14 protein-coding genes are annotated in these 15123 nt (G+C 63.6%); 9 read left to right on the top strand and 5 right to left on the bottom strand.

Annotated elements, in window-relative coordinates:
* The first annotated feature begins 16 nt into the window (after positions 1 to 16).
* A complete protein-coding gene (locus AC3WKX_RS23075; protein ID WP_003208192.1) occupies positions 17 to 358 on the top strand; it encodes an antibiotic biosynthesis monooxygenase family protein in 342 nt (113 codons plus the stop codon).
* Here the strand turns inward: AC3WKX_RS23075 and inhA are convergent.
* On the bottom strand, positions 355 to 1035 hold the full coding sequence (inhA, locus tag AC3WKX_RS23070) for an isonitrile hydratase (RefSeq protein WP_003208190.1): 681 nt from the start codon (positions 1033 to 1035) through the stop codon (positions 355 to 357). The genes AC3WKX_RS23075 and inhA overlap by 4 nt on opposite strands.
* Before the next feature lie 90 nt (positions 1036 to 1125).
* Here inhA and AC3WKX_RS23065 point away from each other — a divergent pair, with 90 nt between their 5' ends.
* From AC3WKX_RS23065 to AC3WKX_RS23055, 3 genes are all read left to right on the top strand, one after another.
* The gene (locus tag AC3WKX_RS23065) at positions 1126 to 2094 is read left to right on the top strand and encodes a GlxA family transcriptional regulator (protein ID WP_102605371.1); all 969 of its coding nucleotides are present in this window, start codon (positions 1126 to 1128) and stop codon (positions 2092 to 2094) included.
* 131 nt (positions 2095 to 2225) lie between these two features.
* Positions 2226 to 2813 (top strand): biliverdin-producing heme oxygenase, encoded by a 588-nt coding sequence (locus tag AC3WKX_RS23060; protein WP_102605372.1) that lies wholly within the window; start codon positions 2226 to 2228, stop codon positions 2811 to 2813.
* Entirely contained in the window at positions 2810 to 5005 is a 2196-nt protein-coding gene (locus AC3WKX_RS23055; RefSeq protein WP_102605373.1) for an ATP-binding protein, read from the top strand. Before AC3WKX_RS23060 ends, AC3WKX_RS23055 begins: the two co-directional genes overlap by 4 nt.
* Here AC3WKX_RS23055 and AC3WKX_RS23050 read toward each other — a convergent pair.
* Complete coding sequence (locus AC3WKX_RS23050) at positions 4983 to 5891, bottom strand: alpha/beta fold hydrolase (protein WP_032899294.1); 909 nt, start codon at positions 5889 to 5891, stop codon at positions 4983 to 4985. The genes AC3WKX_RS23055 and AC3WKX_RS23050 overlap by 23 nt on opposite strands.
* 113 nt (positions 5892 to 6004) lie before the next feature.
* On the opposite strand from AC3WKX_RS23050, the gene AC3WKX_RS23045 reads away from it, so the two are divergent.
* Complete coding sequence (locus AC3WKX_RS23045) at positions 6005 to 6139, top strand: hypothetical protein (RefSeq protein ID WP_256344300.1); 135 nt, start codon at positions 6005 to 6007, stop codon at positions 6137 to 6139.
* Between the two features lie 208 nt (positions 6140 to 6347).
* Here the strand turns inward: AC3WKX_RS23045 and AC3WKX_RS23040 are convergent, their stop codons facing one another.
* From AC3WKX_RS23040 to AC3WKX_RS23030, 3 genes are all read right to left on the bottom strand, one after another.
* Positions 6348 to 6809 (bottom strand): cysteine hydrolase family protein, encoded by a 462-nt coding sequence (locus AC3WKX_RS23040; RefSeq protein ID WP_102605374.1) that lies wholly within the window; start codon positions 6807 to 6809, stop codon positions 6348 to 6350.
* A gap of 136 nt (positions 6810 to 6945) precedes the next feature.
* Entirely contained in the window at positions 6946 to 8772 is a 1827-nt protein-coding gene (locus AC3WKX_RS23035; protein WP_102605375.1) for a glycoside hydrolase family 15 protein, read from the bottom strand.
* Entirely contained in the window at positions 8765 to 9565 is an 801-nt protein-coding gene (locus AC3WKX_RS23030; RefSeq protein ID WP_003208175.1) for a glucose 1-dehydrogenase, read from the bottom strand. Before AC3WKX_RS23030 ends, AC3WKX_RS23035 begins: the two co-directional genes overlap by 8 nt.
* Before the next feature lie 161 nt (positions 9566 to 9726).
* Here AC3WKX_RS23030 and AC3WKX_RS23025 point away from each other — a divergent pair, with 161 nt between their 5' ends.
* From AC3WKX_RS23025 to AC3WKX_RS23010, 4 genes are all read left to right on the top strand, one after another.
* Positions 9727 to 10470: an AraC family transcriptional regulator gene (locus AC3WKX_RS23025; RefSeq protein WP_102605376.1), complete on the top strand. Its 744-nt coding sequence runs from the start codon at positions 9727 to 9729 to the stop codon at positions 10468 to 10470.
* Positions 10471 to 10584: 114 nt separating this feature from the next.
* Entirely contained in the window at positions 10585 to 12033 is a 1449-nt protein-coding gene (locus tag AC3WKX_RS23020) for an efflux transporter outer membrane subunit (protein WP_003208173.1), read from the top strand.
* Positions 12030 to 13160 carry an HlyD family secretion protein gene (locus AC3WKX_RS23015; protein WP_003208172.1) on the top strand — a complete coding sequence of 377 codons (1131 nt, stop codon included), beginning with the start codon at positions 12030 to 12032 and terminating at the stop codon, positions 13158 to 13160. The genes AC3WKX_RS23020 and AC3WKX_RS23015 overlap by 4 nt, the downstream gene beginning before the upstream one ends.
* Complete coding sequence (locus AC3WKX_RS23010; protein ID WP_102605377.1) at positions 13150 to 14658, top strand: MDR family MFS transporter; 1509 nt, start codon at positions 13150 to 13152, stop codon at positions 14656 to 14658. Before AC3WKX_RS23015 ends, AC3WKX_RS23010 begins: the two co-directional genes overlap by 11 nt.
* The last annotated feature ends 465 nt before the right edge of the window (positions 14659 to 15123 follow it).

The following is a 15123-nucleotide window of genomic DNA, read 5'->3' as shown; positions in this document are numbered from 1 at the left end:
TAAAAGGACGTTACCCATGTACATCGCAGCCTTTATCTACAAGCCCGGCGAACGGGATGACGAGTTCCAGCGCCTCACGAATCTGATCGACGCACTGGCAGCAAGGCTGCCGGGATACGTGGGGGCCGAGTCGTGGCGTTCGGCGGATGGCGGGTTGATCAACGCCAGTTATTACTGGCGTGACGAGGCCTCCATTCGCGCCTTTGCCAGCCACCCGACCCACCTGGAAGCCAAGCGTCTATACCGCCGCTGGTACGGCGGTTATCACGTGGTGATTTCCAAAGTGGAGCGGGCGTATGGGGACGGCACCATCGGGCATTTGGTGCCCGCCGACCGCCACGGGCGGGCGAACGCTTAACCCAACCTGGCCGCCGCCCGTGCCGCGATTTCACCCCGGGTCTTGCGCGACTCGGCGGTGCGCTTGCGGGCTTCTTCCAGTACATGTGGCGGTGCGGTTTCCGGCCGGCCAGCATTGAACGGCGGCGCCGGGGCGTACTCAATCTGCAACTGCACCAGTTGCGCCGCCGCCTCGCTGTACAGCTCGGCGGCCAGGGTCAGGGCAAAGTCGATCCCGGCGGTAATCCCGCCACCGGTCAACAGGTTGCCGTCACGCACCACGCGCTCCTGCACCGGGATCGCACCGAGCGGTGCGAGCAGGTCGTGGTAGGCCCAGTGAGTGGTCGCGCGACGCCCGCGCAGCAAGCCCGCGGCACCCAGCACCAGGGAGCCGGTGCACACCGATGTCACGTAGCGCGCGGTCTGGGCCTGTGTCTTGAGAAACGCCAGGGTCTGCTCATCCTCCATCAATGCCCCGACGCCAGAACCGCCGGGCACGCAAATCACATCCAGCGTCGGGCACTCGTCATAAGTGGTGCTGGGGGTAAACACCAAGCCGGTGCTGGAGGTGACCGGCGCGAGGTCCTTCCACACCAGATGCAGCTTCACATCCGGCAGCGATCCCAACACGTCGTAGGGCCCGGTGAGGTCCAGTTGCTGGATGCCGGGGAACAACAAAAAGCCGATCTGCAAGGTCATTGGGACTGCTCCTGATAAAGGGATGGACGGCTTCACTCTAGTCACCTAGGCTTTGGCGCATACGCCATTGAGCCCACGAATTACGCCAACATGCCCAGAATCATCAACGTACTCGCCTTTCCCAATGTGCAGGTGCTCGACGTCACCGGGCCCTTGCAAGTATTTGCCTCGGCCAATGACCTGGCGCGCCAGCAGGGCTTGCCGTTGCCCTATGCGGTCAGTGTGATTGCCGCGCAGGCCGAGCCGGTGATGACCTCGGCGGGCCTGGCCCTGGTGGCCGAGCCACTGCCGCCTGCCGATGCTCCGTGCGACACACTGGTGATTGCCGGCGGCTGGGGGGTGTACGGCGCCGCCGAAGACCCGGCGCTGGTGGACTGGGTTCGGCAAAAAGCTACCCAGGCCCGGCGCATGACTTCGGTGTGTACCGGCGCCTTTTTGCTGGCCGCCAGCGGTTTGCTCGACGGCCGCCGCGTGGTGACCCACTGGACGCGCTGCGAAGAACTCGCGCGCAAGTACCCACAGCTGACGGTGGAGGCCAATCCGATTTTCATCCAGCAGGGCAACCTGTGGACCTCCGCCGGCGTGACCGCCGGTATCGACTTGTGCCTGGCGCTGGTGGAGGAGGACCTGGGTCGCGCCGTGGCCCTGGAAGTGGCGCGGCACCTGGTGGTGTTTCTCAAGCGCCCCGGTGGGCAATCGCAGTTCAGCGTGACGTTGTCCCTGCAAAAGGGCGGTAGCCGTTTTGCGGAGTTGCACGCCTGGATCGCCGAACACCTGACCCTCGATTTGAACGTTGCCACACTGGCCGCCCAGGCGGGCATGAGCGAGCGCAGCTTCGTGCGCCACTACCGCGCCGAAACCGGCCAGACGCCGGCGAGGGCCGTCGAATTGATCCGTGTGGAAACCGCCCGCCGGCAATTGGCGGACAGCAGCGCGTCGATCAAGCGCATCGCCGTGCACTGCGGCTTTGGCTGCGAAGAAACCATGCGCCGCAGCTTCCTGCGAGCGGTATCGATCACGCCCCAGGCCTATCGTGAACGGTTTTCCTCACCCGGTTGAAGCGAAGCCTGTTTGAACGAATAGGTACGTTTTTGTATCAAGGTGCTATGTTACTCACAGTCCATTGCGCAGTGTCTTGATCCCAGGCCTCTACGTCGCGGTTTTGAACCTTCCCGGCGTGCGCACAGCTCATGAATTCACTACCTCCTGTCCTTGTCGAACTACGTGCGGCGACCGCTGCGCTGCACCGACGCCTCGATACCCGTCTGCCGTTTTCCCGCATGGACCTGGCGTTGTACCGCGAGTTGATGAGCGCCTACTACGGCTTCTATCAGCCGCTGGAGCGCGCCCTGGCGCCGTGGGGCGAGATCATCCCGGACCTGGAGTGGGGGCGGCGCAGCAAAACTCCGTACTTGCAGGCGGATTTGCGGGCGCTGGGCCTGGAAAACCTGCAGATCGATGCCTTGCCGATATGCCCCGAACTGCCCGCCATCACCAACGTGGCCCAGGCCTTGGGCGCCCTCTATGTGGTGGAAGGCGCCACCCTCGGCGGCCAGGTGTTGCGCGACCTGATCGAGATCAAGATTGGCGTGGGCTCCACCAATGGCGGCGCGTTCATGAATGTGTACGGGGCCGAGACCAGCGCCCTGTGGCAGCGCTTTATGGCGTGCCTTTACCCGCTGCGAACCGCGTACGAGCGCGTGGAGGCGGTGAAGGTCGCCGAGTCGACCTTCCTGTGTTTCGAGCAGTGGCTGGACCGCTGCGGAGTGCTGCGATGACCACGGTCGATACGCTGATCGACGATTGCGCCAGCGAACCCATCCATATCCCCGGCTCGATCCAGCCTCACGGGTTGTTGTTGACGCTGAGCGAACCGGCGCTTGAGGTGCTGCAAGCCAGCAGCAACCTGAGCGTCGCGCTGGGCCTGGACGCGCAACGCCTGTCGGGCCAGGCGCTGGCCAGTGTGCTGGGCAGCGAAGCGGCAGTACAGGTGAGTCGTGCCCTGGCAGACCTGGACGCCTTTGAGGAGGACGTGCATCAACTGACGCTGGATGGCTACGCCTACGACATCCTGCTGCATCGTCATCAAGGCCTGCTGTTTCTCGAACTGGAGCGGAGCCTCACGCTTGAGCACAGCGCTGTGAAGCAGCTGTCCCGAACGCTGCGCCGCTTGCAGTCGGCGAAGACGCTCGACAGCTTGTACCAGATCAGCGTGACCGAGATTCGTAGCCTCACCGGTTATGACCGGGTCACCTTGTACCGCTTCGAGCAGGAAGGCCACGGCAAAGTGATTGGCGAGGCCCTCAGCGACGGCATGCAGCCGTACCTGGGATTATGTTTTCCCGCGTCGGACATCCCGCCCCAGGCCCGCGAGCTGTACCGGCTGAACTGGATCCGCGCGATTCCCGACGCCGAGTACCAGCCGGTGCCGATCCTGCCGGCCCTGCGCCCCGACAACGGCCAGCCCCTGGACCTCAGCTTCGCCGTGTTGCGCAGCGTGTCCCCGGTGCACTGCCATTATTTGAAGAACATGGGCGTGCGTTCCTCCATGAGCATTTCGCTGCTCAAGGACGACCAGCTCTGGGGCCTGATCACCTGTGGTCACCGTGAGCCGTTGCGCGTGCCCCATGAACTGCGCACGGCGTGCACCAGCATCGGCCAGTTGTTGTCGATGCAGATCACGTTGCTCCAGGAGCAGCAGGAGCGCCGCCAACAACGTGACAAGGCCGCCATGGTCGAAGAGTTGGTCGCCGCCATGACCGCGGACCAGTGCGATGTGATGGAAAGCCTGTTGCCCTATGCGCAAACGCTGCTGAACCTGACCGCCGCCGGTGGCCTGGCGATACGGGTGGAAGAGCGCCTGCATGTGTTCGGCGTCTGCCCCAAACGGGCTGAAATCCACGCCTTGTACCAGTGGGTGCGTGGGCAGGGCAAAGGCGTGGTGCACAGCCATCAATTGTCGGTGGACTTTCCCCCGGCGGCGGCCTACCAGGCCCATGCCAGCGGCCTGTTGGCGTTCTGCCTGCCCAAGCCGGTGGACAACGCGGTGATGTGGTTTCGCCCGGAGGTCCAGTCCTCGGTGGAGTGGAGCGGCCAGCCGGTCAAACATCAGGAACCGGGCAGCACGACCTTGAGCCCGCGCCTGTCGTTTGAGTTGTGGAAGCAGCAGGTCGATGGCAAGGCGCTGTATTGGTCGCTGTCGGAGCTACAGGCGGCGGAGAGCCTGCGGCGCAATGCCCTGGAGCATGACCTGGCGCGCCAGGTGCAACGCGAACATGCTGCGGTGCGGGCGCGTGACGAGTTGGTGGCAGTGGTCTCCCATGACCTGCGCAGCCCGCTGACCATCCTGCTGATGCAATGCGGCATGATGCGCAGCATGGTGCCCGCCGAGGACAACAAGGCGAACCGGCGCCTCTCCACCGCGATTGAAACCATGCAAAACGCCACCGCCCGCATGAACACGCTGCTGGAAGACCTGATCGATATTTCGCGCATGGAGGCCGGGCGCTACAGCGTTTCGCTGCAACGACTCGATGTGGCGGCAACCCTGGACCAGATCTGTTCGATGTGGCAACCGCTGGCGGCGGCCAAGGGTTTGGACCTGACTTGGCGCTCAGTGGACGGGCTGAGTGCCCAGGCCGACCCTGAGCGACTGTTCCAGGTGTTTTCCAACCTGCTGGGCAACGCCCTGAAATTCACCCCGGTGGGCGGTGTGATCGAGGTGATTGCCGAGGCCGCGGGCGATGAGGTGCTGTTCCGGGTGTGCGACAACGGTGTCGGCATCGACCCGGCGCAGTTGCCGTATATCTTCGAACGCTACTGGACCTCCCGCGTGGGCAACCCCACCGGCAGCGGGCTGGGGTTGTACATTTCCCACGGCATCATCGAGGCCCACGGCGGCACCCTGTGGGCTGAAAGCGTGGTGGGGCAGGGCAGCGTGTTCAGCTTCAGGATTTCGGCTGGGGGCTGAGGCTCAGCAGCTCGAATATCGCCTCAAGGGTCGCTTGGGGCGCTTCCTGGGGAATGTTGTGGCCCACGCCGGCCAACACTTCGCGCCGATAAAACCCGCTGAAATTTTCCAGGTCGTCATCTTCAACCGGAGCCGGACCTACGCCGTCATCAGCGCCGCACAACGAGATGCTCGGTACTGAAATCGGCGGTGGCTGTACCAGCGCCTGCTCGATGCTTTCCAGCGCCGGATCACCCGGCGCGTACATGAAGCGGTGCCGGTAGGAATGGACCACCACCTCGACAAAATCCGGGTTATCAAACGAGGGCGCTGTCTTGCCATACAGGCTCGGCCCTTCGGCCCAGGACGGCGACCAGAGCGCCCACAGCAACTGGCAGAACTCACGCCGGTTGGCGGTCAGTCCGTCGACACCCCGTTGGGTATGAAGGTAAAACTGATACCACAGCCGATGCTCTGTTTCCGGCGCCCGAGGCTTGGTCGACGCAGCGATATCCTGAATGTTGTAGCCATCGCCCGTCACCAGGCCGCGCACCCGTTCAGGCCAAAGCGCCGCAACGATACACGCCGCGCGTCCGCCCCAGTCATAGCCCACCAGCGTGGCTTTTTCGATGGACAGGGCATCCATGAAATCCAGCAAATCCTTGGCCAGCGCTGCTTGTTGGCCGGAGCGCATCACCTGATCGTTGATAAAGCGCGTCGGGCCATAGCCGCGCAGGTATGGCACCAATACCCGGTAGCCACGTGCGGCGACCACCGGGGCGATCTCGTCATAGCCACGAGGGTCGTAGGGGAAGCCATGCAGCAGGATCACCACCTCACCGCCTTCCGGGCCATGGGTTTCGTAAGCGATATCGAGCATGGGCGTGCGGATGTGAAGGGTAGGCATGGAGGCTCCGAGGGTGGAGGGAAAGTGTTGGAACTGTAGACCAAGCGGGTTACCGAGTGTGGTTCGAAAGGCTGCAATTGCTTGACTTGTCTAGACCGGCCTGGCGCAAGCCGATGCAATTACCCCAAGGGTCGCGCACCTGGCACATCCACTCGCCGCCCTCGACTTCCATTGGCCCGCGATACAACGTGGCGCCTAACGTGACTGATGTTTCCGTCGGCGACCAGGCTGGCAGTGACGCCGAGTAATGCGTCGGCAGAGCGCCGATCAATACGAGCCTTGTGTCAACGATGGTGTTTGCCAAACAACCTGTGGCGAGGGAGCTTGCTCCCGTTGGGCTGCGCAGCAGCCCCAGGTTTTGTTGAATGTGTTCTTTGAGTTAGATGGCGTTGAGCTTCTTGGGGCCGCTTCGCGACCCAGCGGGAGCAAGCTCCCTCGCCACAGTGAGGGGCTGACTTAAATCTCTGCGTGGGTGATGACGTGTTTGAAGTGGTGTCGCCACAAATCCGCGCCCAGTTTCCCCGAGCGATCCAGCGACGAACCCACGGTCAAATCGCTGATCAGCGTGGGCTGTAATCCGGCATCAAACAACGCAAACCCGGCCGCCAGCACACAGGTATCAGTCTGGATGCCACACACCAGCACTCGGTCCGGCGCGAGGCTTTTCAGGTGGCTGATGGTCTCGGGCGTGGGCGCGTAGCCGTGTTTGATGAAGATATGGTCGGCGGCGATCAGGCTATCGTCGTCGGGCGCCGGCTGCCAGCCGAGTTGGCGGGCGAACGGGGTGATGCTTTCGTCGTGGCGCTCTACGGTGGCCACTGACGGCATGCGACCCAGCAAGGCGTTGATACCGATTACCAGCCAGTCGGGCGGGGCGAAGGAGGGTTGTACATCGATGATCAGTAGGACTTGGCGCATTGGCATCCTGGTATAGATCGAAGGACCACGCATTGTGCACCGGGTACACCTCGTCTCCAAGTCTGGCGCGGTCATGTGGGAGCAGGCAAGCCAGCTCCCACAAGGTTACTCAATTGCCTTCAGATTGTGCTCGGGCTCAAGGCTGCCAAACCGTCTTCACCCCACTCAACTTCCGGTCCAGGAACGTTGCCGCGCTGATCAGCGCCAAATGGCTCAACGCCTGCGGTGTATTGCCCAAATGCCGTGCCTGGTTATCAAATTCTTCGGCATACAACCCCAGCGGGTTGGCATAGCGCAGCAACTGTTCAAACTCCAGATGCGCCTTCTCCACTTGCCCGGCCCGGGCCAGGCATTCCACGTACCAGAACGAGCACGCTGCAAACGCGCCCTCGGTGCCTTGTAGCCCATCAATCTGGCTGTCGTCGTTGCGATAGCGATAAACCATCCCATCGCGCACCAGGCTTTTCTGGATCGCCTCCAGTGTCGACAACCAGCGCGGGTCTGTCGCCGCAACGAAGCGCACCAGAGGCATCAACAGCATCGAGCCATCCAGCGCGGTGCTGCCGATATGCTGCACGAAGTGGCCGCGTTCTTCGTTCCAGAAGTTGCTCCAGATATCGGCATAAATCGCCTGGCGAGTCTGGTCCCAACGGGCAAACGGCGCCGGTAGCGAGCGCTTGGACGCCAGTCGAATCGCCCGGTCCAGGGCCACCCAGCACATCAGCCTTGAGTGCAGGAAGTGATGCTGCTCACCGCGCATTTCCCAGATGCCGACGTCTTTGTGGTTCCAGGTTTCGCAGACCTGGTCGGCTACTTCCACCGTGTGTTTCCAGCCCTCGTGGGAGATGGCCTCACCGTATTTGTTGACCAGGTATACCGCGTCCATCAACTCGCCGTAGATATCCAGTTGCACCTGGTCGTACGCCTCGTTGCCGATGCGCACCGGTTGCGCGCCGCCGTGGCCGCTGAGGTGGCTCAGCTCGGTTTCCGGCAGTTCCTGGCGGCCGTCGATGCCGTACAGGATGTTGATTTTCATCGGCTGATCGCAGCAGTCACCCACCCGGCCTTTCAACCAGCGCATGTAGCCGTTGGCTTCCTCGATAAACCCCAGGCGCATGAACGCGTAGACGGTGAACGAGGCGTCGCGGATCCAGGTGTAGCGGTAGTCCCAGTTGCGCTCGCCGCCGGGTGTTTCCGGCAGGCCGAAGGTGGCGGCAGCGAGGATTGCACCGTGTTTGCGCGAGGTCAAAAGCTTCAAGGCCAGGGCCGAACGATTGACCATCTCGCGCCAGCGCCCACGGTAGTTGGATTGGGAAATCCAGCCGCGCCAGAACTTCAGGGTGCGCTCCAGGCACAGGTCGGTGCAGTCGTTTTTGACTCGGGCATCGTCCAGCCCGCCGAGGACAAACTCGGCGCCTTCTTCCTGGCCGAGTTCAAAGGATGCTACGGCAGCGTCGCCATCCAACTGCAGGGTGTGGCTGCTGGTCAGGCGCAGGCCGGGTTGGTCTGCGGCCTCAAACAATACGTCGCCGTCATCTTGAGAGGCCCGGGTCTGGGCGCGGGCGTAGTCATGACGCACTGCGCAGCGCATATGGATGCTCGCTTTGCCGCTGACCACCCGCACCCGGCGAATCAGGATCGGCAGGTCGTCAACTTCTTCACTGACGGTCAAGAAATCGGTAATTTCCACCACCGCGTCATTACTCAACCAGCGGGTTTGCAGCACGTTGGTGTCGGGCAGGTAGATCTGCTCGCGGCGGGCGTCGGGCAGGTCCGGCGTGAGCTGGAAGATGCCGGCGGCGGGGGAGTCCAGCAATGAGCAAAAGATGGAGGGGCTGTCGAACTCCGGCCAGCAGAAAAAATCGATGCTGCCTTTGTCGTTCACCAGCGCTGCACTGCGCATGTCGCCGATGATGCCGTGGGCATCAATGGCACTTTGTGGTTCGTTTTTCAGATCAACCATTGCCACGAAACTCCGGATAAAGGCTCATGCCGCCATCAATGAACAGGGTGCTGCCCACCACGTAGTCGGAGGCATCACTGGCCAGCCACACCACCGCGTTGGCCACGTCTTCGACGTCACCCACGCGGCCATAGGGAATCAACTTGAGCAGTTCCACTTCGGCCGCGCCTTCGGTGGCGGCGCGGTTGATGGCCGTGCGGATCGCTCCCGGCGCAACGCCGTTGATGCGGATGCGCTGCTGGCTGACTTCCTGGGCCAGGGTGCGCATCAGCATTTCCACGCCGCCCTTGGACGCGGCGTAGTTCACGTGCCCGGCCCAGGGAATCACCTGGTGCACCGAACTCATATGGATAATCTTCCCGGCGGCCCGGGAAACACCTTCGCGGATGCCCTGGCGGTTGAAGATGCGCAACGCGGCGCGGGCGCAGAGGAACTGGCCGGTGAGGTTGACGCCGATCACGGTGTTCCAGTCGTCGAGGGTCATGTCGACGGCAGCGGCGTCTTTCTGCATGCCCGAGTTGGCCACCAGGATGTCCAGGTGCCCGAAGGCATCAAGGGTCTGGGCAAACAGGCGCTCCACATCGGCCTCTTTCGACACGTCGGCGCCAATCGCAATGGCCCGGCCGCCGTTGGCGTTGATCTGCGCCGCCAGTGCTTCAGCCGGCGCCGCCTGGGCGTTGTAGTTCAGTACCACGGCGGCTCCGGCCTCGGCCAGGGCCTTGGCGGCCCCCGCGCCGATTCCGGAACTGGCGCCAGTCACCAGCGCCACTTGTTGCTCCAACGAAATGCGCATTGCCCACCCAACCTTTTTCAGAGTGCCCAACTAGCTGACTGACGGGGCGGCCCACAAGTTCACCGGCTGTCTGGAATGCGACGATGGCTGTCTATATCTATCGTTTTTGCCACAGGACTTTTCGCTAGAATCGACGCTTGATTGATGCGAGACCTCAGCCGATGAACTGCCCACCCCGCCCGTGGCTTGAAGCCTACGCCGACAACTACCGCAACGATGACGTGGTGCATCCCCATTGCCACGCCCAGGCGCAATTGATCCACGGTGTGTCCGGGGTGATGGTGGTCAGCACCGCCCAGGGCAGTTGGCTGGTGCCGTCCGGGCATGCGCTGTGGGTGCCGGCCGGAACCCCGCACGAGATCCGTATGGCCGGCGAAGTGCATATGCGCACGCTGTTCCTCATGCCCGAGGCCGAGCCGGGGCTGGGGCGCACCTGCCAGGTGATTGAAGTGTCGGCATTGCTGCGGGAGCTGATCGTCGCCGCCACGCAGATTGCCGGGCACCACAGCCCGCGTCTGCAGGCCATGATCGAGTTGATCCGCATGGAACTGCTCGCCGCGCCGGTTGTGGCGATGCACGTGCCGGTGCCCGGCGAAGCACGGCTGGCCAGGCTGTGCACGCATTTCATCCGCAACCCTTCTGACGACAGCAGCCTGGAATCCTGGGCCGACAGCCTGAACATGAGCGCCCGCACCCTGAGCCGGGTATTCCAGCGGGAGTTGGGCATGAGTTTCGGTGAATGGCGCAAGCGTGCGCGGTTGGCCCTGAGCTTGAAGTTGCTGGCCCAGGGCGTGTCGATCCTGGAGGTGGCGCTGGAGCATGGTTACCAGAGCCCGAGTGCGTTCAGCGCGATGTTTCGCAAGTCGCTGGGTTATCCGCCAAGTCATTTTCGGCCCGGAGTTTAGTGTTGCGTCAGGTAACGCTATTGTCCGTTTAGCGACGATACATGGCCCTGACGCGGGCGAATCGGACAGGCCATCTGCCTAATCTGCAAGGCTCCTTCTTGAGCGAGCCTTGTGATGCACAGCCCTTCTTTTCACCCATGGATGCCCATCGCCCTGTTGAGTGTGCTGGCCGGGTGCACTGGTGTGCCCGGTCAACCGTCGACCGTCACGGCGCAGCCTGCACCGCGGCTCTCCGCCGAGTCGGCCGAGGCGTTGCCCGCCCGTTGGTGGCAGCTGTACCGCGACCCGCAACTGGACGCCCTGGTGGCGCGGGCCCTGCACCAGAACAAAGACCTCGAAGCCGCCGCCGCCCATGTCGATGCGTTGCTGGCGCAGCTGGAACAGGCAGACGGCGAGCGCCTGCCGTCGACTTCCCTGGACTATGGCCTGGCCTACGGTCGCAGCCGCGATGACCAGACGCTGGCCCAGGCGACTAACCGTCATGCCGGTGCCGAATGGAGCCACACCCCTGAGTTTTCCCTGAGCTACACCCTCGATTTGTGGGGCGAGGTGCGTTATCGCATCGCTGCGGCACGGGCGGATGCCCAGGTGGCGCGGGCGCTGGAGGATGAGCTGCGGGTGACGGTGGCCGCGCAGACGGCCCGCGCCTATGCCCAGGCCTGCGTCTATGGTGTGCGCGAACAGGTGCAGGCGCACTCGGTGCAGCTGCTGGAGCAGAGCGTCGCGGTCACGCAGAAGCTGCAAAAGGCCGGCGCGGCCACGCAACTCGACCTGGCGCGCCTGCAAGGGTTGCTCGAAGAAACCCGGGCACCGTTGCCGATGTTCACGGCCCGGCGCAGCAGCGCGCTGTATGAGTTGGCCGTGCTCAGCGGGTTGCCGCCGGAGCAGGTCACGCCACGCAGCTGTACCCAGGCCCCGCAGTTGCAGGCGCCTTTGCCGGTGGGCGAGGGTTGGGCACTGCTGCAACGGCGGCCGGACATCCGCCGCGCCGAAGGGCAATTGCGCGCAGCCACCTTGACGGTGGGCCTGTCCCGCGCCGAGCTTTACCCGCGGATCACCTTCGGCGCGATGCTCGGTTCGTCCGCCAGCAGCCTGGGCAAACTCGGGGACCGCTACGCCACGGTGTATTCCGTCGGGCCGCTGGTGTCCTGGCGCTTTCCCAACCGGCAGGTCGCCCAGGCGCGGGTCAGGCAGAGCCAGGCCGAAGCGCGCCAGGCCCTGGCACGGTTTGACGGTACGGTGCTCAACGCACTGAAGCAGGTGGAGCAGGCCATGGCCCTGTACCAGGGCGAACAGCAGCGTGGGCAGGCCCTGGCCGCCGCCCTGGACAACAACCGCCGCGCCTTCGACCTGGCCTCCCGCGGCTACCATTCCGGCGCGCTGGATGCCCTGCAACTGCTGGACAGCGAACGCAGCCTGGTGGGCCTTGAAGCCCGCGTGGCCGAGTCCGACCTGCGCTTGATCAACCGCCAGATCGACCTGTTCCAGGCCCTCGGTGGCGGCTGGCAGCGTGACGATCCAACCGCCCCCTTATCTGTCGCTGTCAATGGAGCCAAACCATGAACCAGGCTGTTGAACCCATTCGCCTGACCGTTATGCAACGTCATCGTCGCGCCCTGGTGACCACGGCTTCCCTCGCGACGCTGGTGGGGCTGGCAACCTTTGCCGGGTACTGGTGGCAATGGGGGCGTTTTCTTGAAGAAACCGACGATGCCTATGTGCGCGCTGATTGGGTCGCCATCAGCCCGCGAATTGCCGGGTATGTAGCCCAGGTGCTGGTGGAAGATAACCAGCCGGTCAAGGCCGGGGATGTGCTGGTGCGTATCGATGAGCGGGATTTCACCGAGCGTCTGAACAGCGCCCAGGCGCAACTGCAACAGGCGCAAGCAGCAGCGAGCGCACAGCAGGCATCGGTGCAAACCCTCGACGCGCAAATGGGCGAGCAACAGCAACGCATCGCCCAGGCCCGGGCGGAACTGAGCAGTGGCGAGGCCGAAGCCCGGCGCGCGCGGCTCGATTACCAGCGTTATCGTGAATTGGTCGCGCAACAGGTGGCCAGCGCCCAGCACCTGGAAACCGTCAGCGCCAGCCAGGCCAAGGCCCAGGCGGCCCTGGCCCAGGCGAGCGCCCAGGTCGCGCGGCAGCAGGCGCAGTTGCAGGTCTTGCAGGCACGCCGGCAACAGGCGCAGGCGCAAATCGTCGAGCATCAGGCACGCATCGGCGAGGCCCAGGCCAACCTCGCGCTGGCCCGCAATGCGTTGAAGGACACCGAGATCCGCGCGCCTTTTGACGGCGTGGTGGGCCAGCGCAAGGTCCGGCGCCAGCAATACGTGATGCCCGGCCTGCCGCTGTTGGCTGTGGTGCCGGTGGAGCAGGCCTATGTGATTGCCAACTACAAGGAAACCCAGTTGCAGCACATGGCGCCGGGGCAGTCGGTGGAAATCGCGGTGGACAGTTTTGCCGGCGCACATTGGCACGGCAAAGTGGAAAGCATCGCCCCCGGCTCCGGTGCCGTGTTCGCGCTGTTGCCGCCGGACAACGCCACCGGCAACTTCACCAAGATCGTCCAGCGGTTTCCGGTAAAGATTCGCCTGGAACCCGGTGAGTCGCGGGTGCTGCCGGGCATGTCGGTGATTGCCACGGTTGACACCCGCCCTGCCGCCAGCCAGGAGCACGTCCATGGAGGCTGAAGGGCGTGTGCCGTTTCGCGCCTGGGTCGCGGTGATCGGCGGGCTGTTCGGCTGCTTCATGGCCGGGATGAACGTGCACGTCACCAGCGCCGCACTGCCGGAAATCGAAGGTGCACTGGGCGCGACGTTTGAGGAGGGCTCGTGGATTTCCACCGCTTACCTGGTGGCGGAGATCATCATGATTCCCCTCACCGCGTGGCTGGTGCAGGTGTTTTCCCTGCGCCGGGTGATGCTGTGGGGCTCGGGGATATTCCTGGTGGCCTCGGTGGCGTGTTCGCTGTCGCCCAACCTGCAAGTGATGATCCTGATCCGGGTGGTGCAGGGCGCGGCCGGGGCGGTGCTGATTCCCTTGTCATTCCAACTGATCATCACCGAGCTGCCGCCCAGCAAGATCCCGCTGGGCATGGCCTTGTTCAGCCTGGCCAACAGTGTGGCCCAGGCCGCCGGGCCGTCGATTGGCGGCTGGCTGACCGATGCGTATTCCTGGCGCTGGATCTTCTACCTGCAACTGTTCCCGGGGATCGCGTTGCTGGCGGCGGTGGCCTGGTCCATTGACCGCCAGCCGATGCAGTTGGGCCTGCTGCGCCAGGGCGACTGGCTGGGTATCGGCTGCATGGTGCTGGGCCTGGGTGCGTTGCAGATCGTGCTGGAGGAGGGCGGGCGCAAGGACTGGTTCGGCTCGCCCTTTATCGTGTGGATGACACTGCTGGCGGTGGTGGGCCTGATCGGCTTCGTTGCCCGGCAATTATGGGGCGCGCACGCCTTTATCAACCTGCGACTGTTGGGCCACTACAACTTTGGGGTGGCCAGCGTGGCGATGTTTATCTTCGGCGCCAGTACCTATGGCCTGGTGTTCCTGGTGCCCAACTACCTGTCGCAATTGCAGCACTACAACGCCAGCGAAATTGGCGTGAGCCTGATCGCGTATGGTCTGGTGCAACTGATCATGGCGCCGTTTTTGCCGCGCCTGATGAAGTGGGTCAGCGCCAAAATGCTGGTGGCTTCGGGGTTCGCGATCATGGCTTTGGGCTGCTGGATGGGTGCGCACTTGTCGGCGGACAGCGCCAGCAATGTGATCGTGCCCTCGATTGTGGTGCGCGGGATTGGTCAGCCGTTGATCATGGTGGCGTTGTCGGTGCTCGCTGTGCATGGGCTGGCCAAGGTGCAGGCGGGGTCGGCGTCGGCGGTGTTCTCGATGCTGCGCAATCTGGGGGGCGCCGTTGGAACAGCGTTACTGGCGCAGTTGGTGGTGGTGCGTGAGCGGGTGCATTCGGCGCGGATCGGGGAGGCGGTGACGCTGTTTGACCCGGTGCTGCAACAGCGCTTGCCTGGCGGGGTGCTGCAGGAGCAGTTGCCGGAGCATCAGGTGGTGTTGGACCTGCTGGATCGGAGTGTGCGCCATCAGGCGTTTTTGATGGCCTACAGTGATGCGTTCTTTCTGGCGTGTGTGGCGTTGGCAGCGTGTGCGGTGGCGGCGTTGATGTTGCGGCGGATCTAGGGGCAGTGCTGTGGGGGACTCAAGTGAGCGCAATGGTTCAGGTGTGTTTTTTATGGTTTTGGGGGCTGGGTACATATCCGTTATTTGGGTGATGGCCGCTTATGGTTCCGCTCTTACAGCGGCTCACTTTTGAACAGCGCAAAAGTAAGCAAAACGCTCTTGCCCCACCACTCGGCTCCTCGCCTAGGCTCGGTGTGCCCTCACTCCGGCTTTGGACCGTGGGCCGCCGTCATGGGCCATCCTTGGCCCAGGACGGCTAACCCGGCGTCCTGCCGGGTTACCCACGCTCCAAAGCCTGCGTTCGGCCAGCGTGGTTTAACGGGGCGCCCAAGATCAAGATCAAAAGCAGATCAAGAGCACAGCGGCCTCCCGGCCGGCTTGAGTGTTGAAGAGCAAAAGCCAAATCAAAATCTAAAGCGGGCACGGTCAAAAATGTGGGAGCGGGCTTGCTCGCGAAGGTCGTTA

This window comes from Pseudomonas sp. GP01-A4, from assembly GCF_058780865.1.
This window is presented reverse-complemented; position numbering and strand designations above follow the sequence as displayed.